Annotated in this window: 19 protein-coding genes and 1 pseudogene; 1 reads left to right on the top strand and 19 read right to left on the bottom strand. The window is 46.0% G+C overall.

The genetic code is table 11. The annotated features are described in order from the left end of the window. Position 1 precedes the first annotated feature (1 nt). From AC58QO_RS14330 to AC58QO_RS14245, 18 genes and pseudogenes are all read right to left on the bottom strand, one after another. Positions 2-1021, bottom strand: a complete 1020-nt coding sequence (locus tag AC58QO_RS14330; RefSeq protein WP_497266488.1) for a LacI family DNA-binding transcriptional regulator — start codon at positions 1019-1021, stop codon at positions 2-4. Between the two features lie 106 nt (positions 1022-1127). Further along, positions 1128-1445, bottom strand: coding sequence for a MocE family 2Fe-2S type ferredoxin (locus AC58QO_RS14325; protein WP_497266486.1), 318 nt, complete (start codon positions 1443-1445; stop codon positions 1128-1130). Next, the gene (locus AC58QO_RS14320; RefSeq protein ID WP_497266484.1) at positions 1442-2545 is read right to left on the bottom strand and encodes a fatty acid desaturase family protein; all 1104 of its coding nucleotides are present in this window, start codon (positions 2543-2545) and stop codon (positions 1442-1444) included. The genes AC58QO_RS14325 and AC58QO_RS14320 overlap by 4 nt, the downstream gene beginning before the upstream one ends. Positions 2546-2794: 249 nt before the next feature. Beyond that, positions 2795-3238, bottom strand: coding sequence for a carboxymuconolactone decarboxylase family protein (locus AC58QO_RS14315; RefSeq protein ID WP_497266482.1), 444 nt, complete (start codon positions 3236-3238; stop codon positions 2795-2797). 73 nt (positions 3239-3311) lie between these two features. Further along, positions 3312-4187: an RNA polymerase sigma-70 factor gene (locus tag AC58QO_RS14310; protein WP_497266480.1), complete on the bottom strand. Its 876-nt coding sequence runs from the start codon at positions 4185-4187 to the stop codon at positions 3312-3314. 42 nt (positions 4188-4229) lie between these two features. Further along, positions 4230-4580, bottom strand: coding sequence for a VOC family protein (locus AC58QO_RS14305; protein WP_497266478.1), 351 nt, complete (start codon positions 4578-4580; stop codon positions 4230-4232). Between the two features lie 14 nt (positions 4581-4594). Then, positions 4595-5305: a class I SAM-dependent methyltransferase gene (locus AC58QO_RS14300; RefSeq protein WP_497267488.1), complete on the bottom strand. Its 711-nt coding sequence runs from the start codon at positions 5303-5305 to the stop codon at positions 4595-4597. Positions 5306-5365: 60 nt separating this feature from the next. Next, positions 5366-5824 (bottom strand): annotated as a pseudogene (locus AC58QO_RS14295) (GNAT family N-acetyltransferase); the annotation flags it as partial. 148 nt (positions 5825-5972) lie between these two features. Next, the gene (locus tag AC58QO_RS14290; RefSeq protein ID WP_497266476.1) at positions 5973-8138 is read right to left on the bottom strand and encodes a Sip1-related alpha-galactosidase; all 2166 of its coding nucleotides are present in this window, start codon (positions 8136-8138) and stop codon (positions 5973-5975) included. Further along, the gene (locus AC58QO_RS14285) at positions 8066-8434 is read right to left on the bottom strand and encodes a hypothetical protein (RefSeq protein ID WP_497266474.1); all 369 of its coding nucleotides are present in this window, start codon (positions 8432-8434) and stop codon (positions 8066-8068) included. Before AC58QO_RS14285 ends, AC58QO_RS14290 begins: the two co-directional genes overlap by 73 nt. Further along, positions 8400-9632: a CynX/NimT family MFS transporter gene (locus AC58QO_RS14280; RefSeq protein WP_497266472.1), complete on the bottom strand. Its 1233-nt coding sequence runs from the start codon at positions 9630-9632 to the stop codon at positions 8400-8402. The genes AC58QO_RS14285 and AC58QO_RS14280 overlap by 35 nt, the downstream gene beginning before the upstream one ends. A 71-nt stretch (positions 9633-9703) precedes the next feature. Further along, the gene (locus AC58QO_RS14275; RefSeq protein WP_497266470.1) at positions 9704-11254 is read right to left on the bottom strand and encodes an ABC transporter substrate-binding protein; all 1551 of its coding nucleotides are present in this window, start codon (positions 11252-11254) and stop codon (positions 9704-9706) included. Positions 11255-11327: 73 nt separating this feature from the next. Continuing rightward, positions 11328-12302, bottom strand: a complete 975-nt coding sequence (locus AC58QO_RS14270) for a carbohydrate ABC transporter permease (protein ID WP_497266468.1) — start codon at positions 12300-12302, stop codon at positions 11328-11330. An 11-nt stretch (positions 12303-12313) separates the two neighbouring features. Then, positions 12314-13270 (bottom strand): ABC transporter permease, encoded by a 957-nt coding sequence (locus AC58QO_RS14265; protein ID WP_497266466.1) that lies wholly within the window; start codon positions 13268-13270, stop codon positions 12314-12316. Positions 13271-13444: 174 nt separating this feature from the next. Further along, entirely contained in the window at positions 13445-15052 is a 1608-nt protein-coding gene (locus tag AC58QO_RS14260; protein ID WP_497266464.1) for a response regulator transcription factor, read from the bottom strand. After that, the gene (locus tag AC58QO_RS14255) at positions 15027-16805 is read right to left on the bottom strand and encodes a sensor histidine kinase (RefSeq protein ID WP_497266462.1); all 1779 of its coding nucleotides are present in this window, start codon (positions 16803-16805) and stop codon (positions 15027-15029) included. Before AC58QO_RS14255 ends, AC58QO_RS14260 begins: the two co-directional genes overlap by 26 nt. Before the next feature lie 130 nt (positions 16806-16935). Further along, on the bottom strand, positions 16936-17517 hold the full coding sequence (locus AC58QO_RS14250) for a histidine phosphatase family protein (RefSeq protein WP_497266460.1): 582 nt from the start codon (positions 17515-17517) through the stop codon (positions 16936-16938). Positions 17518-17523: 6 nt separating this feature from the next. Then, the gene (locus AC58QO_RS14245; protein WP_497266458.1) at positions 17524-17919 is read right to left on the bottom strand and encodes a zinc ribbon domain-containing protein; all 396 of its coding nucleotides are present in this window, start codon (positions 17917-17919) and stop codon (positions 17524-17526) included. A gap of 174 nt (positions 17920-18093) precedes the next feature. Between AC58QO_RS14245 and AC58QO_RS14240 the strand changes: the two genes are divergently transcribed. Next, entirely contained in the window at positions 18094-19167 is a 1074-nt protein-coding gene (locus AC58QO_RS14240) for an LLM class flavin-dependent oxidoreductase (protein ID WP_497266456.1), read from the top strand. Between the two features lie 63 nt (positions 19168-19230). On the opposite strand, the gene AC58QO_RS14235 is transcribed toward AC58QO_RS14240, so the two are convergent. Beyond that, a complete protein-coding gene (locus AC58QO_RS14235; protein WP_497266454.1) occupies positions 19231-20214 on the bottom strand; it encodes a Gfo/Idh/MocA family protein in 984 nt (327 codons plus the stop codon). Position 20215: the final 1 nt, after the last annotated feature.

The following is a 20215-nucleotide window of genomic DNA, read 5'->3' as shown; positions in this document are numbered from 1 at the left end:
GTTAAAGGCTCTCCGCTACCAAAATGCTAGTTTCCGTATACTGAAACTCACTATCTGGCTTCTTCCCCGTAAAAATCAAATCGTACAGAATCCTTAACGAACGGTAGCCTTGCTGAATTGGATTTTGCATAATTGTAAAATCAATCAACCCTTCTCGCAGACCCTGCTCCACGTCAGGCATCAAATCATTACACACAATGCGAAGCTGACCACCTTTGCCAGCCAATTTGACCGCATCGATGCAAGCACCAGCATGACCTGTCGCCATATAGATGCCATCCAAATCCGGATACATCTGCAGTGCCTCATTCAGCTTGCGAAATGTATCCTCGTAGCGATCGTACCCTTCAATCACACCAACAACTTCGATCCCCGTTTGGACTAATTTGGCCTTAAAATGATGAACCCTTAGGCGATGCGCATGGAATTTCATGTTCGCTACGACAACTAGCACCTTGGCTTTGCCCTTGAACATACGGGACATAAGACCCGCAGCGATTTCGCCGCTTTTCCCAAGATCCTGACCAACAAAGCAGCTCCGCTTCGAGTTTTCGATATCCGAGTTAAAAGTAACAACGGGAATGCCTTGCTCAATCGCCGTATCAATGCTCGCTCTATTCGCTTCCTCATCGATGGCCGAGAATAGAATGCCGCTTGCGCCATTGGCAATCAGCGTTTGGATGGCTTTGGCACCATCATCTGACTGTTCATTATTGATATACGCATATTCTAAGCAAATGCCCAGCCCTTTTAACTCTTCTTCTGCAGCATGAATGCCTTTGCGAATGTCATCAAAAAATGAGATTTCCTTCGGAGGCATCACAATACCAATTTGTATAGGCTTTCTATTAAAAGCAAGGGCCTTTGCGGCCACGTTGGGTACATACTGAAGCTCATCTGCGATGGCAAGCACACGTTCTCTAATTGCTGGCTTTACGCCAGTCCTACCATTCAGTACACGGTCTACAGTACCTCTAGAAACACCAGCTTGCAGTGCAATTTCCCTAATCGTAACGCTCATACTGATCTCCATTCGAACTGAATTGTGCACGGGCACGTAACTAGTATGATCGAAAATAGGCCAGTGATCAAGTCCGCGGCGCCGCATATCACAATGGGGCACACGCTTAGGTGAGCTGGATAAACACCTTACCTGCATCCACCTTCGTTGCATAGGTTTTGAGTTTGATACACACGGGAACTCGCTTCGGCTCCCCCGTCGTAATATCGAATCGTCCATTATGCTTTGGACATTCAATGATATTACCCATCACTAAACCTTTGGAAAGATGAATTTTCTCATGTGTGCAATAACCGTCTGAGGCGAAAAATTGGCCCTCCGCATTTCGGTATATAGCAAACGTCGCATCCCCATGATCAAAGCGTATGACATCTTCCTCATCTAGTTCATCTATTGCACATACCTCAATCCATTCGCTCGTCATGATGGTTGTCTCCTTAAGGTAGATTGTTCTTCTTCCATACCATTGCCAAAATAATAAGGTCTAGCGTTCACGGGCAGCGGCTTCACAACTACGTAAGAAGGATCCTTCTTTTGTAAACGAAGCGCAATGACAACCTCTTTCAAGGCAGCCCATAAGCTCGTGCGAGGAGCCGGGCAATCGTCCTTCATCTCTTGATGCAGCTTAGGAAGCGCGTGGTAAGGTACCATCGGAAACATGTGATGCTCTGTGTGATAATTCATGTTCCAATACAGGAATCGAAAGATCGGATTCATACGTACCGTACGTGTGTTCAAGCGGTGATCCAGTACATCCTCATACAGTCCAAGATGCTGGGTCATGCCAAAAAGAAGAACCATCAGATTGCCATAGAAGGAGGGGAGAAAAATAAACATGGCTGGGAGTAGGCTTCCCATGATTAGGCAAGCACCCGCAACGGCAAGGATAATGAGCATATAGATGCGTGCTTCGCGAAATACTTTTGGATACTCCGAAGCCGGAATGTAATCCATCTCTGCCGTTTCCAACTTGCCAATCGTATGCAGAGCAAATCGCTTGATCTCGATCGGTCCACCGTATAGATGAAAAATTTGCATCATTATAATTTTCCAAATAGGTGGTCGCTCCGTCAAAATCTCAGGATCCCGGCCGACAATAATCGTATCGGTATGATGCCGCGCATGGCTCCAACGCCATGGTGTTGCCGAACGCAAGACGCAGAACGAAGCGATCTGGTAGACAACATCGTTCATCCACGGGGTCTTGAATGCCGTCCCATGACCACATTCATGCCATCTTGAATCGCCTGGAGAAGCGTAGAACACACCATAAATGAAAAAAGCTGGAACTGCCCACCACGTCCCCCAAGAAAGGTATGCCAAGTAACCGAAACCAAGTAACGCTCCAAACCAGATCAGAGTGTCTCGGATGGCTGGTCCATCCTTTCTTTTCATGAGCTCTTTCATTTTCGCGCGGGGAATGGGACTAGCATACCACTCTGCACCTGCTAAACCGCGTTCTTGTGCTCTTTTGCTTTCCTGTCCAGTGATACTGTAGTCTCTTTTCTGAACAACAATCGCCATGGTAATGCCTCCTTTTTTTAATTGTAAAATGTATGTTTTTCATTTTCGTGCTCGGGCACGTAAATGCTTAAAAAATAAAGCCAATCGACTTATTTCGAATTGCCTTTGCTTATGAGTACTATTTTCGTGCTCGGGCACACTTTTATATTAAAACATCTTTCCATCCTTTTCAAGTAGAAAAAAGCCATGAATAGGAATTTCCCTATCCATGGCTTAAACGTCCTTGTATCTATTATTAATTTAATACTATTACATACACCCTGGGAACATGCCAGTCGAGATCGCGATACGGTTCCAAGAATTAATCGTATTGATCGCCATAATCAGCGTGACAAACTCACGCTCGTCGAAATGCTTGCGCACACGGTCGAATACTTCTTGCGGAACTCCTGAAGCTGAAATGTTCGTTACTGTTTCTGTTAATTCCAGCACTGCTTTTTCTTTCTCGCTATAGAATGGAGCATCGCGCCATGCGCTGAGCAAGTAGATACGCTGCTCGGTCTCACCCATTTTGCGAAGCGCACTCGTATGCATATCTAGACAAAATGCACAGCCATTAATTTGAGACGCTCTAATCTTAATAAACTCATAAAGGGTTCCATCTAAGCCGCTTTCCTTAAGGAATCCTTCTAGTTTCATCATCGTTAGGTAAGCCTCAGGGTTAACTTTGCCGTGCTGAATTCTAACTTCCATACGAAATCTCCTCCACATTATCTCTAGTTTAACTCCACGCTAATAAGACAAGTGAGATTGAAGTTTTGTGACATTATTGCACAGAATTAATATGATGCAATTTATCTGGATTACGAATTAGGTACATATGGCTTGATTGCTGCTGTCCAACAGCTAGATCAAACAAGATAACCATTTGAGGTTGTTGATCCAGCATGTGTACAAGTCCAGTCTGACCATTGAAGGTTGTAGGCAGCCATTGCCCCTGCAACGCTCCTTTGGCCCGGATACCTTCGAAAAACGCAGCAATCCGTTGTTTCCCGTAGATCGGTTGAATAGCGGCGCGCACTTTCCCGCCACCATCTGAAACCATAACCGCATCTTCCATCAGCAGTGTAACGAAGTCTTGGAAATCTCCCGTTTCTACGGCGTGAAGGAATTTCTTAACGAGAGGTTCCGTCTCACCTAACGAGATTTCTTCTTCTTCCGAAGCTTGATTGATTTTGGTTTTAGCGCGACTATAGATTTTGCGACAGTTCGCTTCTGTCTTCTGTACCATATCGGCGACCTCATCATACTCGTAACCGAGCACTTCTCTGAGGACGAAGACTGCCCGCTCCACAGCGGACAATTCTTGCAGCAAGACTTGAAACGCATAGGATATCGTTTCCTCTTGGACTAGGCTTCCCATGGGATCCTCGCGGGATGAGGTCACTTGGGGCTCAGGCAGCCACGAGCCTATGTAGGTTTCTCTTTGTTTGCTAGCTGAATTCAAGAAATTCAAGCAGCGGTTGGTCAGCATTTTGACTAAATACGATTTCAGATTCGTCACATGCTCGGTGTCCGTCTTTTGTAACGTGATGAACATGTCTTGCAGGATATCTTCCGCATCGGATACAGAGCCCAACATACGGTACGCAATCGCAAATAATAGCTGTTTATATGTCACATAGATGCTTTCCAACTCCATGGAATGAAGCCCCTTTCCCCCTTGTAGTGTAACCGCGGGGCTCTAACACATACATATCATTAGCATATTCCCATCGGGATCCTTGAAATTAAACCAGTGTCCGTGCTCAATGCCAGTTACTAGTTCAACCTTTTTATCCTTCATATATGTAAAAGCAGCTTCGATGTCTTTGGTATTCAAATGAAACGCGGGTGCCTTAAAGATATGATCTTCAGCGAAAATCTTGCTATCCAGCACGATACTTGTCCCCTTCATAGGCAACACGTACAAATGTCCGTGAAGGATCTCCCCATCATTAGTGACACCCAACAGATCACAATACCAGTCACGTGCTCGTGCTATGTCCCTCACGGGGATAAAAACAGTGCCAATTTCATTCATAATAGGGTGCATACATGATACCTCCACTAAGTTTTTCTAACGACGTAGGTTAAACAATCTGTTTTCAACAGGATCTGTCTGCCGTTCCGCTCAATAGGAAATGATAACTTCTTGACTGTCGTTAATACAGTAGTCCAGCCTTCAAAATGTTTATTCAATAGGAATTGTAAGTGATCCGTCGTGAGATTCAGTTCAATACAAGGTGTTAATTCTTCCCCTGTCAGTACATCAATCTCCTGCAGATTCGAATTGATTATTAAACAATTTACCCCATTAACTTTCGTGCCTTGGCCAATCCTAGTCAGCACATGCTCAAAGGTTTGTTCAGAGTCAACATGCTCTAGCGTCGATACCGCAACGATGTAATCAAAGGCTTCAGGTGGAATTTCATAGTCTCCAATGTCAGATACATGCGTTTCAATCCGATCACGAACACCGAACTGCTCACTGTAACTTAGCAGCTTAGTTATCGCGGATTGCATGATGTCCACACAGACCACTTTCCCACCTCGGGGGATCAAAGCTTGCGCTATCGGAATGCTATTCCGTCCAACTCCACAGCCCAGATCCAGAACTGTCACTTCGTCATAAGCGTCGAAATAAGCCAATTGCTCCATGACTGTTTTCACAGGCTTAGCCAGCCATGAGCCTTCTTCAAATAACGTATAGTTTTCATAGCAAGCTTCATGATATTTTCTTTCTTCATCTCTTACTTTTGTAATTCGCGAATACGCTATTAACCAACAATCCCTAAGCTGACCCTCGTGCTTCTCATGAGCTATCAGTTCCTTCACTTTCGTAAAGCCACACCGTTCATAGCAGGCGATTGCTCGAACATTCCATTGCTGGGGATCCATCACAACACGATCCGCTTTCCTGACACCGAGTAGATAATCCAGCATTGACGATACAAGCTGTTTCCCAATCCCCTTATCCCAATAAGCGGTTTCTCCTATGAATTGGTCCGTTCCGTAGATTTTTTCATTTGGGTCCATATAGCCGTATGCGAGACGTTCCTCTTCATCAATCTCATAGAATTGAATATATCCGATCGGCTGATGATGATATTCAATGATGCATCTAACCGCCGAATCTTTCTGATAATAATCTTCTTCCACCCTACCCATATCGTGGGGGCTATCTCGGCCTGCATAATAGGTTAACACCAATGGATCATTCAACCAAGCAACTAACAGCTTCTTGTCACTGGGTTCAAGCTCGCGAACGCTGAGTGTCTCTGTTTGGTAAATTAGCATAGAGTCCCTTCTTTCCAAATCTTGCTATATGCTACTTCGACATGGGACTTCGAAAATCATTTTCTATGTGAAATGAAACTTAAGAGGCTGACACATATCGTAGAGATTTCTACTTGTGGACAGCCTCTTATTAGGGTTACGCGTAGCATCATTGACTCCAAACAATCTCAATAAACAACTCTTGCTTCACGTGACTACAATCAACCTCATAAACGCCATTTCCCAATGAGAGCGATGGCTGCTCTTCCTCATTCACCATTACACGATGGGGTAGATGTTCTGTGTGATAAGCGAATCTGCCGCCTTCCCGAAGTCGTATGAGGTCACTTCCCGCCATCCTTCGATGATCCATGACCGCATGTGGGGAGGCATACTTGTTCAATAACCCTAACGAAGTCACCTTACCTTTGATTTCAACGAGAATAAACAGTTTGCATTGCTCCGGCTGTAGATCAAAAGGGAAACACTCGCCAGCTTCCAGCATCCTGAACTCCTGTGAGAAATGTTCGTAGAGTACGACATTTTTTTCTGAAAATCCAGGTATATCTGCCGAGGTTAGTGCGCTCTTCAGCTCTACTTCTTCTTCACAGATGTGAAAAGCTGCAATGATCCCGGCTTTACCCGCATAATTCCATAGTTTCAGCGGGATTCGCTCACAAGTTGGATCCTTCGTTAAGCAATCTGATGTAGGAACAGCAGTTCGCTCACATCGAATCAGCTTGCCATGGTGATAAACAAGTGGCACCAGCTTAGAAGGATCAGTCTGTCCCAATGGATCACTGATATACACAGGCCCACCGCTAATTGCCCGAAGCACCGCGTTCTGCGTGTCGTCATGATTGATCGTCCAGAACATATCCCAATCCCCCCAATAGAAGGACCCGTGATAGTAGGAATTGTAGGCGTTCTGCAGCGCATGCTCCCGAAAGCCATTCGGGCTCTTCGGCATAAAGTCATCACTGTTACGCGACACTGCGGATTGGGGACGATGCCAAATATTCTCAGGCGCCATTCCCATACAATTGATCAACGAATGATTGAAATGGAGCGCAACCGACGCCTCAACTGCCTGATGCGCAGCTGAAGCTGATGCCCCCACCGATCGTTCATATTGCAGGTAATTGTTAATGGAGGCCTGACCGTCCACTTTGACGAAGTCGATGCCTTGGCGGCGTAAATACCCATGCCAAGCGTGCCAGAAGCCGAAACCTTTACCTGGATCTGGATAGGGAATTAAGCTGCCGTCAGCCGTGTTGTACAGGTAATCGCTCAGCGACTTCGCCAACGGACTACCAGGATGTATGCCACACCAATAACCGACGATCGTATGCCAGACGCCAACCCAGCGAATTCCATGCTGATCCTTTAATTGGGTAACTGTGCGTGCGAGTCCTTCTGGAAACTTGTCCGTATTGGCATCGAATGCCTGCAACTTGCCGTCCGACGTAGTTAACCAGCCATCATCGATCATCATCCACCGAACAGGCAGGTTAAGTCGGTTAAATTCCTCGGCTTTCGCGAGAACACCTTGCTCATCGACCTTCTGGTAAAATGCGTCCCAACTGCACCACCCCAAGTAATCCAGCACGTCTGGATACGTTTTGTGCTCGCGCGGGAGGACAGGATAGTCCAATTCTTTCAACGCAGCATCGGTCGTTCGATCGGCTAACAGATAAGGATCTTTGCCACTGCCCAGCACGAAAGCTAATCCTTCATATCGTTTCAATCCACCTTGATAAGAGGACAAAGATATCGATAAGCCCTGACCGTCTGCCCCTCCTCCACCTCTAAGATCGGCACGGCATACAGGCCCGCACACAGGAAGCAGTCTATAATACAAGGAGTCGACCTGCCATAACAACGAAATTGTTTCAGCTGGAAGCTGCGATATATCCGTATCAAAATGAGGCCGGGTCCACCAGTCGCTATGCTGATAATTGGCTAGCAGCCCATCGACTCGCTCGAGCTGGTCGACAGTAACCGTAATTCCCTGCAGCGACGCAAACGATTTTCTTCTCATGAAGGGATTTTCGCTATGTATCTTGCCTTCAACAAGGCCCAGGACGACATCGCCATAACTCCGCAGCTTGAGCGATACTGATACTTCCTCCTGATCTCGAAACTGAAGCCTATATTCTTCATAACTACCCAGCTTGCCCGTCACTCTCGAAGTATCACAGGACTGAAGGGCAAGCTTCTTCGGTGCCTCTCCCTCCAGCGAAACCGTGATACCGAATCCTTTTATAACCAGCAAATCTGAAGTACCTTCTCTTGCTGATGAAGTGAATAATGCCGAATCCCTATAGTGAAACATTGTCGCCAACTCCTGCTTTTTCGTCTTTTAAATGGAAAGGGCCGACCTCCAGCTATGCTAACCTCGTACGTTTTACGATTGCCATCCTCCCAGATTCGGCGAAATAACGTCCATGGCAAATCCGGCATCGGTGTCGCTAGAAAACGATCCCCTTCCGCTATCAACTGCGCAAGAAACGGCTGGTAGGCAGCTTTCGTTCGAATGCCTTTGCGTACTTCTTCGCTATCGCCATCCAGCAGCCAAGCACCAACGGGCCTGTGACTACATAGATGCTTCACGATGTCTTCCTGTTTCATGCCTTATCTCACTCCCTTCTGGCAATTTCACATTTCGTCCAGCACCAAGACCTGCCCATATGAACGCAATAACTGCAATCGAAAGCAGACTAAGAGGAACCTTCCAGCCTCCGCTTAGGTCATGCAGCCATCCGAACAGCGGTGGTCCTGTACAAGCGAGCAAATATCCAATCGTTTGGGCCATGCCGGAAATCCCGGCTGCTTGGCGCAAGCTGTTCGTGCGCAGATTAAAGAACATCATAGAAAGGCTGTAAGCAGCACCTGCTGCACTGCCAATCAAGGCTCCTCCCAGCGCGAGCAGCACCACGTGGTTCAAGAACAAACAACCCACCCCAAGAGCAGACATCCCAGCAGCCAGCATGGCAAGCACACGTTGATCCTTCACTCTCGTTGCGAGCAATGGCATGACGAAATTAAAGGGTAGTCCCGCAAACTGCATCAACCCAACCAAGACACCCGAAGTCGCAGCTGCAACGCCTCGCTCCGCCACAATATCAGGAAGCCACGCCATGACGACAAAAAATAAAAAGGATTGCAGTCCCAAGTACAACGTCATCTGCCAAGCTAATTTATATCGCCATAGCGCTGCTCGATTTCCAAATTTTCCATGCTTAGACGCTAATGGTGCTTGACGTTGATGACGTTTACTGATGATCCAATAAGTCGCTGCACAGATAGCCAGCATCCCCCACAGCGCTAATGTGCTTTCCCAATCCCAGCCCATTGAACGTACAAGCGGAATACTCACGGCTGCAGCAATTGCGCCAAGCAAATTCATCGAGACGGTATACACCCCTGTCATCAAGCCTAGACGATCAGGAAAATAGCGGTTGATCAAAGCAGGAAGCAGCACATTGCAAATGGCAATTCCCATACCTGCCAATGCCGTTCCACACAGCAGCAAGCCTACGCCTGACCATGGTCGAAGCAGCAAACCTGCCGACATTATGAACAATGCGATCAGTACCACACGCTCTAATCCATAGCGATTGGCTAGTCGTGGGGATATCAGGGAGAATACCGAGAAGGCGATAAGCGGAAGAGTCGTTAGTGTACCTGCCACCGGATGTGACATCCCCAATTGATTACTTATCGTTTCCACCAACGGGCTGACCGATGTTAACGGAGCTCGAAGATTGGCAGCAATTAAAATAAATGCCAAAACCAAAGGCCATCTACTGTTTTCGCTTTTTGACATGAACATCATCCTCTTCCATAAAGGAACGGCCCCGAAAATCGGAGCCGTTTCTTTTACACGTATGCGACTACTTACTTTTTGTTTGCAGCTGCCCATACTTCCAGCTGTGTTTGAACTTCTTTATTAATTTTATCCATACCCGCTGCTTTCAGCTTCTCAACCATCTTAGGCAGGTATTCTACTGGGTCTAATGTACCTGTAATCAAACCAGGATAGAACTCAGCTAAAGCATTGGTGTACGCACTAATTTCGTTTTTCACATTTTCATTGTTGAAAATAAAGCCAATGCCCTTCGCTTCTTCCCCATCTGTATTAAACTTATTGTATTTATCCCACTTCTGCGGATCTTCGTTCGTCCAGAGATAATCATTGAATTGATTGCCGAACATGTAAGGCGCTCCAAGAGAATACCCGGAAGTTTGCGCTGTCACACCCTGCGGGAAGTCGATCGTATTCGCGTCTTTCTTCACAAAGTGCTTGCCTTCAATCCCGAATGCAATCATATTGAGCAACGTTTTATCCGAATACAACAGATTTAGGAACATCATGACACGCTCTGGATTTTTGGATGTACGGGAAATCGACAACATATTTCCGAGTACACTGCCCGTTGTAATAAGCGGCTTCGTAAACTCAACCTGAACCCATTTTTGACCGCTCGCTTGTGACACTTCCAAATCTTTACCCGGTTTCAATGTTTCAGGGAAAGCAAATACTTTACCCGAGCGGTATGTGCCAGCGAAGTCGGTCAACGTCGCAGCATCTTTGTTAATGTAGCCTGCTTTATACCATTTATTTGCCAGTTTCAGCATATCCATGTAGCGTGGATCGCTGTAAAGGTCAACTAGCTTCAGATCTTTCGTGGTACGATCCAGGACGCCAAGATTTGTTGCACTGGAGCTTGCCCCGTAAAAATTGCCTTCTTGCACGGCGATGAATAGCGCGTTGCCCTTGCTGCTTAAGAACGGAATCATCCCCGGCTCATTCTTCTTAATGACCTCGAAGAACGGCTCCATATCTTCCGGTTTTTTCACTGTGCTGAGATCGAATTTATACTTATCCACTAAATCCTTGCGCACCAAGAACCCTTTATTGGCGGCAAATTCTTTGTTGGTCGGCATTCCGTACGTGACACCGTTATACTTGATCCCGTTCATCACCTTAGGATTGACAATTTTAACTGCATCTTGCCCATATTTGGCTATCAAGTCATCAAGCGGAATGATCGATTTGTTTTGGATTTTGCCAACCCAGTTGTCCCACGACGTCGTCCACGTAATATCAAACACTTCGTTGGACGCGTATTTTAAATTCATTTTGTCCGCCCAACTGCCCCAATCAATGACCTGCATATCGAGCGTTACATTAATCTTGTCTTTCAAATACTTGCTGATCTCAGCGTTCACAAGCTCTTGATCTTTCTGTGGAACACCAGGCACGAACATCTTGATCGTGTACGGATCTAGCTTTGGCTGTACTGCGGCCGAAGCCGCTGGAGTTGCGCTTGCAGCGGGTGCAGGGCTGCTGGTGCTTGCCGTGTTGGAAGAGCACGCGCTTAGCACGAGGCTTGTGATTAGTGTCAAGCCTACGGCAGCACTAATTCTTGTACGAATCGATTTCATCTTTTTAACCCTCCAATTAGTTGATTGTTACGAAGAAGCTATATGCTCAACCGACTCGTCAGCCGGATAAAGCCTACCCTTTTACAGCGCCAACCGTTAAACCTTTTACGAAATATTTCTGGAAAAATGGATACGCCAGTACAATCGGCCCCATCCCGATAATGGCCATCGCCATTCGAGCCGTTTCACTCGGAAGTTTGGCAGTCTGATCGCTTACTCCGCTATCCACAGCAATAGTAGTTAAATATTGTAAGTTTCGCAACGCTTTATACATCAAATATTGAATGGAAACCAGCTTATCCGTATTTAAAAACACTAAAGAATTAAACCAATCGTTCCAGTATCCTAATGTGTAGAACAGACCGATGGTTGCCAGCACTGGCAGCGATAATGGCAGAACGATTTGTGTAAAAATCCGAATCTCGCCAGCTCCGTCAATCTTGGCTGACTCTAGGATGGACGGATGAATGCTGGTCGTAAAAAACGTCCTCATAATAATCACGTAGAAGGCACCCAGCAAATGATTCGGAACAATTAGTGCCCAAATCGAGTCCCGCAAATCAATGAAGTTGGTATACACGAGATACCAAGGTACCAACCCTCCGCCAAAAATCAACGTGAAGAAGACGAAAAAAGAGAAGAAATTTCGAAAAGCAAAATCTTGCCGGGATAACGGATACGCGACCAATGCTGTGATCGTGAGCGCAATCATCGTCCCGAATACCGTCACGAAGATCGTAATCATGTACGATCTAAGGATCGGACCGAGATCCCGCAAGAGATACTCGTAGGCAGCCCAGCTGAATACGCGCGGGATGACATTATAGCCATACAGGTAAATCGTATCTTGATCCGTCAGCGAAACGCCTAGCACAACGAGGACTGGAAAAATACAGGCAGCTGAGAACAGCAGAAAGAACAGATGAAGAGCAATTTCTGTCGGTCTTTTAATGGCATTGATTTCGCGCTTCCGCCTTGTCAGCGAAAGTTTGCTACCCTGTGGGGGAGCTTGCGAGGCTACAGTCAACTTCTGAACAGATTCTTTCATTACGACCCCTCCTAGAACAATGCATTCTCTTTATCGATTTTACGCACCACATAATTCGTGGTCAGCACTAGCACAAACCCTACGAAAGCTTGATATAAACCAGCTGCTGAGGACATCCCGATGTCTCCCAGCGTAAGAAGCGCGCGATACACATACGTATCGATGACCTGTGTAGCCGAGTAAAGCGCTCCCGAATCAAGAGGTACTTGATAGAATAAACCAAAATCCGCATTGAAAATTTTACCTACCTGCAATAGCGTCAAGATAATGAGCACGGGACGAATGAGCGGAATCGTAATACGTGTAATCTGCTGCCACTTGCTCGCACCGTCGATGTGCGCTGCTTCGTAGTATTCGTTATCGATACCGATGATCGCCGCCAAGTACACAATGCTGTAGTAGCCGACAGACTTCCATATATTCACTAGTGGTAGAATATATGGCCACAACTTAGCCTCGCTGTACCACGATACCGCAGGAAAACCGAGCGGTTCTAGCAGTGATTTGTTAATAAAACCATACTCACTGTTTAACAAAGAATACCCCAGATAGCTAACAACAATCATGGACAAGAAGTACGGCAAGAACATAACACTTTGATAAAATCGTGCTGCGAGCCGCACTCTCATCTCATTCAAGGCAATGGCAAACCCAACTGGTATAACTAGATGAAGCAAAATGAACAACGCATTATACAGCACTGTGTTTCGCGTAATGATCCAAACTTCCTTCGTACTGAACAGAAACTTGAAGTTATCGAATCCAACCCAGTCGCTGCCGAGAATCCCTTTGGAGTAGTCGATGTGTTTAAAAGCAATTACGACACCGAACATGGGTATGTAGTTGTTTAAAATGAGATACAGGACGCCAGGCAGAAGCAACATAAGCAGCGCCTTGTCTTTCCTCACATTTCGCAAGAATCGTACGAATATGCTTTGTGACTTGAGATTCATGTTATTGCTTTTCATGTGATGTCACACCTTTCACTTAATTCCTATACGCTTAGTATACTGTCGTTTCCGCGCTCTCTCTATCGGGTAGCGTGACTCCTATCTCGATTTTGTGACTGCTTTGAACTGGCATTTAACTTAAAAACAACAAAAGGGCTCAGCATGGTGCTAAGCCCTTTATTCGTTCATTCTTTATTTCAATTCTAGATTTTGGAATCGTTTACGAAATTCCACTGGCGAGATGCCTACCTTCTTCTTAAACGCTTGTCCGAAATGGGAGTAATTCTCATAGCCAATCTCCTCGCAGATATCAATAATTTTCAGACTCGATTCAGTCAGCAAAATTTTGGCGCGATCCATCTTCGCGTTAATGATGAAGTCAATCAGGGACTGACCTGTTTCCCGTTTGAATATGCGTGACAGATAAGCGGAATTCAAGTAAATGTAACCGGCGGCCTTTTCCCGTGTAACGTCCTTCAAATTGGCTTTGATAAATTGCTTTGTCTTCTCAATAATCTGAGAGCTTTCATTTCTTTGGGATTCGAGATATCGCGATCCCTTATCGATGATTTTCTCCGCCCATACTTTCAATTGGGAAATCGAACGAATGGCATTTAATTCCCCACTGCGTTCACGAAGACCTGACCATTCTTTCACCGAAAAGCCGTTCTTATGCGCAACATGATAGATCATATACACTAGCGCATGATACAGTGCACTTGCCGACTCCGTATCCGCACCGCCTTCCTGCATCCCGGCAAATAATTGTTCTAACCGCTTTAAGAGCTCTGTTTTATTGCCTGTTTCAAAAAGAATGACCCAATCCGACCATGGGATGACGAACGGATGCTTGCTAGCATGGCTGGACCGTACCGATTGATTCAGCTGCTGAACAGACAGGGGATTAGACAAATTCTCCTGCTCCATTTCGATTAAACGATGGTACACCTCGGTAAGCTCTGGGAAGGGAACCAAGTGCCCGATATAACAGGAAACCGTGCAGTAAAAGTACCGACTGCAAGCATCGGCGAACGTGCGGCATGCCTCTGACAGTTGCTCCGCACTGGACGACCGTTCAGATGATTCATATACAAGCGCAAAGAGAATCCCATTCTCATCTTTAATAATATCCCCGGCAAAGCCGCCTAGAAGGAGCTCAGACGCTGCGTTGCGAATCGCATATTCCAACGTGTCCTCATCGCGTAAGCTGAATTCCTTATGCCATTGTTCGATACTGATGAGAATTGGCAAGATTTGCGAATCTGTTCTTAAAGGCAAATTGACCGCTTGCAGATTGCTCGCCTCAGGAATAATTCTACCTGACAAAAGGTTCTGCCAATAGCGCTCAACGACAACTGATTTCTGGCGTTCCCACAAGGTGCGGTATTTCTTGCTCGTTTCCACCATTTGAGCTGCGTTTTTGTTTTCATTGATTTTGTCAATCGCCTTGTTCACTGTGGTGATGAGCTCTTCCGTTTTGACAGGCTTAAGCAAATATTCGAAGCTGCCTAATTGCACGGCTTTTTTGGCATAGGAGAACTCCGCATGTCCAGTTAAAAAAATCGTTTCCACTTCGGGATAGTGATCATTCACCCACGCAATAAGCTCCAGTCCGCTCATGCCAGGCATTTCAATATCGCAAATGATCAGATCGATGGAATGCGCTTTCAAAATTTCCATAGCTTCTTTACCGCCCATGACCTGATACACTTCTTCAAAGCCAAGTGCCGCAAAATCCACAGACCTCATCATGGCACGCAGCACGTACACCTCATCATCGACGATCATCAACTTTGCCATTTTCCTCATCCTCCATTTCTTGAAATGCGCCAATTGCCGGAATAATCAAACGTACAACGGCACCATTCGGTTCAGCTTGCAAAAAGGAAAGCTCTGCTTGATCCCCAAAAGCCATCCGCATTCTTCGGTATACATTCCAGATACCCATATGCGTCCCTGTGCCGTCTCCAAACTTCTTGTCATTAAATGTTGAAATGATCGACGTGCTAAAACCTACGCCATTATCGCGGATGAGAATTTCGATACAGTTCGTAACTTCTTGACAGGTAGCCACAGAAATCTCGATGTGAAAAGGTTTACTCCCCTCTTCCATCCCGTGAATCACTGCATTTTCCACAAATGGTTGAATCATCAGAGGAAGTATCGTTATGCGTGTGAGAGGCTCTGGCAGCTCAATCTGATACGTGATTTTATCTGGAAAACGAAGCATTTGAATTTCCAAATAGTTGCGAATGTGCCGCACTTCTTCGTCCAACGTAATCGTATCCCGGTGCGATCTCGTAATAAATCGGAAATAATCGGCAAGATGCTCCGTCATCTTTTTGATCAGATCATTTTCCCCAAGTGTAGAAAGACTATTAATAATATTCAGGGAATTTAGATAAAAGTGAGGGTTAATCTGTGCTTGCAGATGCTTAAATTCCGATTGCTGCGCTTTCAGCATCTCTTCGTAAACGTTAATTTTTAAGTGGCTAATCTGTGAAATCATGTGATTAAAGGTTGTAATCAGGAAATTCAGTTCCTCTGTCGCTGCTTCCTTTACACCGATTTCCATATCCCCTTTCACGACACGCCGCATCCCCATAATCAAGGAATTCATCGGTCCGAATAGCATTTTACGCAAATAATGGGAGTAGAAGTAAAAGATAATAATGACACCAAGCGGAATGAGATAGATGACCCGTTGAAAAAAAGGCAGCCGCTGCAGCAACGATTTTTCAGGGATCATAGCGGCCAGGCTAAGTGGCGCCTGTTGAAAGGGCGTACTGACGAGCAGGTAATCCTCATCGTCAACTGGATTTTCAAAAACTTGAAAAGCTTGCGGATTAGCTACCAGCTTACGGTTAACCGCTGTCATCGTTTCCGGCGACATCACCGATTTAGTTAACGGTTGCCCCGTCGTATCCAGCAGAATCGCCTCCCAGCGTTCGCCATAGTCTAATCCGCGCAGAGGTCGAATCAAATCCTCTAACAAGATGACAGCGCCGATATAGACGCCGCTATTCGCTTTCGCTAAGCGGACCAGATAGCTTCTTTCCCCCTGCTGAAAGACCGTCCAATTCCCGAATGTTTGTCCATTCACCTGCCCTCGCAAATACGAGCCCAACATCTCTTTCAGATTGTTCGTATCCGTGTACGAGGAACGAGAGAAAATAAAATCTTCTTTGTCGATGGAATAGGCGAAGAACGAATGGAAATTTTCGAACGCACTGCTGCCGGCCGTTATTTCATTATGAATTTTGATCTTGGCGAGCGTATATTTCCCGTTCGTTTCTGGATATGAGGCCATATCGAGATAAGCAGATTGGGATTCAGGTGAAACAATCTCACGCAATAAGTAATGGGTAATTTCCTCTAACGTACGATCGATCTGTGTGATATGAATCGAGAGTACGTTGCTGGTGGATTGCGAGACTTCCATGCGAACAACTTTAATTGCATAGTAATTTTCATAATACAAAAACAAGACTAAAGGTGTAATAATCACTAAGAAGCTGCGGATCAAACCGATACGAAGTGTTGGTTTTTTCATTTATTTTCCACCCGTCTTGACACTAAGGTATAAAAATAAGGTACTCCGATATGAGCACCTTGTTTACTTGCTTATGATCATAACACGCACTTCGGGTCTATCGTCAAGTAGTAAAGTTGTTATAAAAGTTTCATTCAAGCCCCTCTAAATGCGCAATACAATTGTATTGCAAGCACTCCCAACGGCTCTCTTTATGGCGTATTTTCGTAACTGATGTGTTATGCAGATGTTCCTCGAGTTCTTCATGAGGGATCAAATCCATTAAAGTAAAATTTAGTAAAGCTCCATGACTCACGATTAACACTTTCTGATCCGGATGTTTTTCGATCACTTCCTGAATGAAATCAACCCCGCGTGCAGTAATATCTTGCTGTGTTTCTACCCCAAGATCCAGTTGGGACCAATCTTCTCCCCACTTTGTCACACGATCTTCAAGTGTAGTCCCCTCAATAAGTCCAAAAAATCTCTCTCTTAATCGCTGATCAGTTTTCACTTCCATTTGCTTCACATTGCCAATGTATGCTGCTGTTTCACGAGCACGCCCTAGATCACTAGCATATATGTAATCCCATGTCTCATCCTTCATTCGTTGGGACAATAATTCGGCTTGTTGACGCCCATAGGCATTTAAAGGGATATCCGTCTGCCCCTGAATCCGTCGCTCCGTATTCCAATCTGTTAACCCATGTCGTATTAATCCAATCACCGTCATCCAAATTCATCCTCCAAATAAAATATCCAAAATCGTTCCTAAGGAACCTTCTTTCTTGTTATGTAACACACTCGGATCATAAATTTCAACGAAGCCGCAATGTAAACACGAAACGAATAAGAAATGGTGATGCTGAATATCGAACATCTTGCTTAAACCAGTGCCCGTCATCGCCACTTCTTGGACGCGACACTCTTCATGGTTACATTTACTGCACTTGAATTGTTGTGAGATCCGCTCTTCCAGGCTCAGATCTGCGTTCTCCTCGAGCTCGGATAGCTCCTCGACATCACTTTCATTCCATTTCAGATTCAAATGATTTGTAAGAACCTCGTGCTTACAGGCAGGACATATCTCGTTAACCAACTGCACGTGTTCATGACACCAAGGGCATTCGATCATCGTAAGTCTCCTTTCGGTTCCTCTTTTTACTATTCCATATGTACCCAAATATACCTGCCTATATGTACAAATGATGAGAGAACCTCAATCGAGGCCATTCAAGGATGTAAAACTTGTCCCCACGTTCCTCACATGAGACAATATAGTCATTACTTTTCTTGGAGGCGAACGTAGATGTCTGAGCAAGCAGCAACAATGGAAATAGGTATTAGTACTTTTTTGGAAACAACACCTGATCCTGCGACAGGTAAAATCATGAGCCACGCCGAACGCATCCGCAACGCCGTTGAGGAGATCGTGCTAGCCGATCAAGTCGGCTTGGATGTATACGGGATTGGCGAGCATCATCGGGCTGATTATGCAGGTACTGCGCCTGCAATCGTCTTGGCCGCAGCCGCTGCGGTAACCAAAAACATACGGCTCACCAGCGCAGTCACTGTACTTTCTTCCGATGATCCGGTTCGGGTCTATCAAGCCTTCTCAACACTGGATGGGCTCTCGAATGGCCGTGCTGAAATCATGGCAGGTCGCGGCTCCTTCATCGAATCCTTTCCCCTGTTCGGATATAGTCTTGACGATTATAATGAATTATTCGAGGAAAAGTTGACTTTGTTGCTGAAAATACGCGAATCCGAAAAGGTCTCGTGGCAAGGTATTCACCGTCCAGACATCCCGAATCTTGGCGTGTATCCACGCTCCGTTCAGAGCCCGCTTCCCGTCTGGATTGCCAGCGGTGGAAATCAAGAATCAGCTATTCGCGCTGGGATATTAGGTCTGCCGATCGCCTTTGCGATCATAGGCGGCATGCCGGAGAGCTTCGCACCATTAGTGGCCCTGTATAAAGAAGCTGCCAGACAATCAGGTCACAATCCAGACACCTTACAAATCGCGACACATTCTCATGGCTTTGTGAGTGATACGAGCGAGCGTGCAGCTGAATTGTTTTACGAACCGACAGCGCGGCAAATGAATGTCATCGGACGCGAACGCGGTTGGGGACAAGCCTACAATCGTGCTACATTCGACGCTGCTCGCAGTCTTCTCGGCGCACTCTATGTTGGCGATCCGGAGTATGTCGCTGAGAAAATCCTGCTTTTGCGCAAGAACCTCGGCGTTACCCGCTTCTTCCTCCATCTCAACGTCGGCACGATGCCGCATCGTGAAATGCTTCACGCGATTGAGCTATTGGGCACGAAAGTAGCTCCAATCGTACGCAAAGAGCTTGCTCGGGGAAGCTCGTCTAACTAACTGAAATGACAAGAAATAGCTGGAGATTCTCCAGCTATTTCTCATTTCCAGCTATAGATCCACCTATAGAAATTGTTCCACGCCTGTCTCCGCAGATCGGTACACGGCCTCTAATGCTGCAATCACACTCCGCGCATATAATGGCGGACAACTCGTTTCGCTTTTCGCCTCAATCGCACTCAGCAAATCCTTATATTGCAACTCGAAAGGTGTTTCCATCGCAGGCACATCTACCTTCTCATAGGCGCCGCCGCGGCTAATCCATAAGCTATCTCCGGTAACTAGCTTCAGCATCCCTGCCGTGCCAATGATCTCCGTCTCGTTCCGAGTTGCTCCCGGGTAGCCCGACTGCGCAATCGTCGCTGGAAGCCCCGAAGCTAACTCCATATAGATCATGCCGCTTCCTTCTACATTTCCTCTTCGGCCATGATGGCTCACCGAGGCACTCACCTTGCGGACTGAACTCTCCATTAGCCACTGGATTTTATCAATCGAATGCGTGCCCAAATTGGCAAGAATGCCGCCACCTGACTGATCTTTCTCCAGAAACCACTGAGGCCGCGTGTCTTGGAAATAGTTCAGATGCCTGACATCATTGATCATGACAATCTGACCTAGTTCTCCGCTTTCAACAATCCGCTTCGCATGAATATTCTCCGCCATGTAATGCTGCGTATGTCCTACTAAGATACGAATATCCGCTCGATTCGCAGCTTCAATAATGTCATCACATTCTGCAACGGACAAAGCCATTGGCTTTTCCAGCATCAAATGACACCCGTGCTCGGCCGCGAAAATAGCTGTTTCTCTATGTAAAAAGTGCGGCAACGCAATGACCACGACATCTGGTTGTTCTTGACGTATGAGCTCTTGATAATCACTGTAGGCCCTAATACCATAAAATTCAGCAAGGGCTTCTGCTTTTTCGATATGAATATCTGCTACTGCACAAGCTACAAAGCCATCCGTACTTCGTATCGCATCAAAATGCTGCCCAGCAATGGCCCCAGCACCAAGTACTGCCACTTTTAAATCTAGTATTCCCATC

Source organism: Paenibacillus sp. J31R30, assembly GCF_059692115.1.
The sequence above is the reverse complement of the archived record's forward strand: the minus strand, read 5'-3'. Positions and strand labels throughout refer to the sequence as shown.

Coding starts and splice junctions, on each gene's coding strand:
- AC58QO_RS14330 (WP_497266488.1), bottom strand. CDS start 1,021: ATGAGCGTTACGATTAGGGAAATTGCACTGCAAGCTGGTGTTTCTAGA.
- AC58QO_RS14325 (WP_497266486.1), bottom strand. CDS start 1,445: ATGACGAGCGAATGGATTGAGGTATGTGCAATAGATGAACTAGATGAG.
- AC58QO_RS14320 (WP_497266484.1), bottom strand. CDS start 2,545: ATGGCGATTGTTGTTCAGAAAAGAGACTACAGTATCACTGGACAGGAA.
- AC58QO_RS14315 (WP_497266482.1), bottom strand. CDS start 3,238: ATGGAAGTTAGAATTCAGCACGGCAAAGTTAACCCTGAGGCTTACCTA.
- AC58QO_RS14310 (WP_497266480.1), bottom strand. CDS start 4,187: ATGGAGTTGGAAAGCATCTATGTGACATATAAACAGCTATTATTTGCG.
- AC58QO_RS14305 (WP_497266478.1), bottom strand. CDS start 4,580: ATGCACCCTATTATGAATGAAATTGGCACTGTTTTTATCCCCGTGAGG.
- AC58QO_RS14290 (WP_497266476.1), bottom strand. CDS start 8,138: ATGTTTCACTATAGGGATTCGGCATTATTCACTTCATCAGCAAGAGAA.
- AC58QO_RS14285 (WP_497266474.1), bottom strand. CDS start 8,434: ATGAAACAGGAAGACATCGTGAAGCATCTATGTAGTCACAGGCCCGTT.
- AC58QO_RS14280 (WP_497266472.1), bottom strand. CDS start 9,632: ATGTCAAAAAGCGAAAACAGTAGATGGCCTTTGGTTTTGGCATTTATT.
- AC58QO_RS14275 (WP_497266470.1), bottom strand. CDS start 11,254: ATGAAATCGATTCGTACAAGAATTAGTGCTGCCGTAGGCTTGACACTA.
- AC58QO_RS14270 (WP_497266468.1), bottom strand. CDS start 12,302: ATGAAAGAATCTGTTCAGAAGTTGACTGTAGCCTCGCAAGCTCCCCCA.
- AC58QO_RS14265 (WP_497266466.1), bottom strand. CDS start 13,270: ATGAAAAGCAATAACATGAATCTCAAGTCACAAAGCATATTCGTACGA.
- AC58QO_RS14260 (WP_497266464.1), bottom strand. CDS start 15,052: ATGGCAAAGTTGATGATCGTCGATGATGAGGTGTACGTGCTGCGTGCC.
- AC58QO_RS14255 (WP_497266462.1), bottom strand. CDS start 16,805: ATGAAAAAACCAACACTTCGTATCGGTTTGATCCGCAGCTTCTTAGTG.
- AC58QO_RS14250 (WP_497266460.1), bottom strand. CDS start 17,517: ATGACGGTGATTGGATTAATACGACATGGGTTAACAGATTGGAATACG.
- AC58QO_RS14245 (WP_497266458.1), bottom strand. CDS start 17,919: ATGATCGAATGCCCTTGGTGTCATGAACACGTGCAGTTGGTTAACGAG.
- AC58QO_RS14240 (WP_497266456.1), top strand. CDS start 18,094: ATGTCTGAGCAAGCAGCAACAATGGAAATAGGTATTAGTACTTTTTTG.
- AC58QO_RS14235 (WP_497266454.1), bottom strand. CDS start 20,214: ATGGGAATACTAGATTTAAAAGTGGCAGTACTTGGTGCTGGGGCCATT.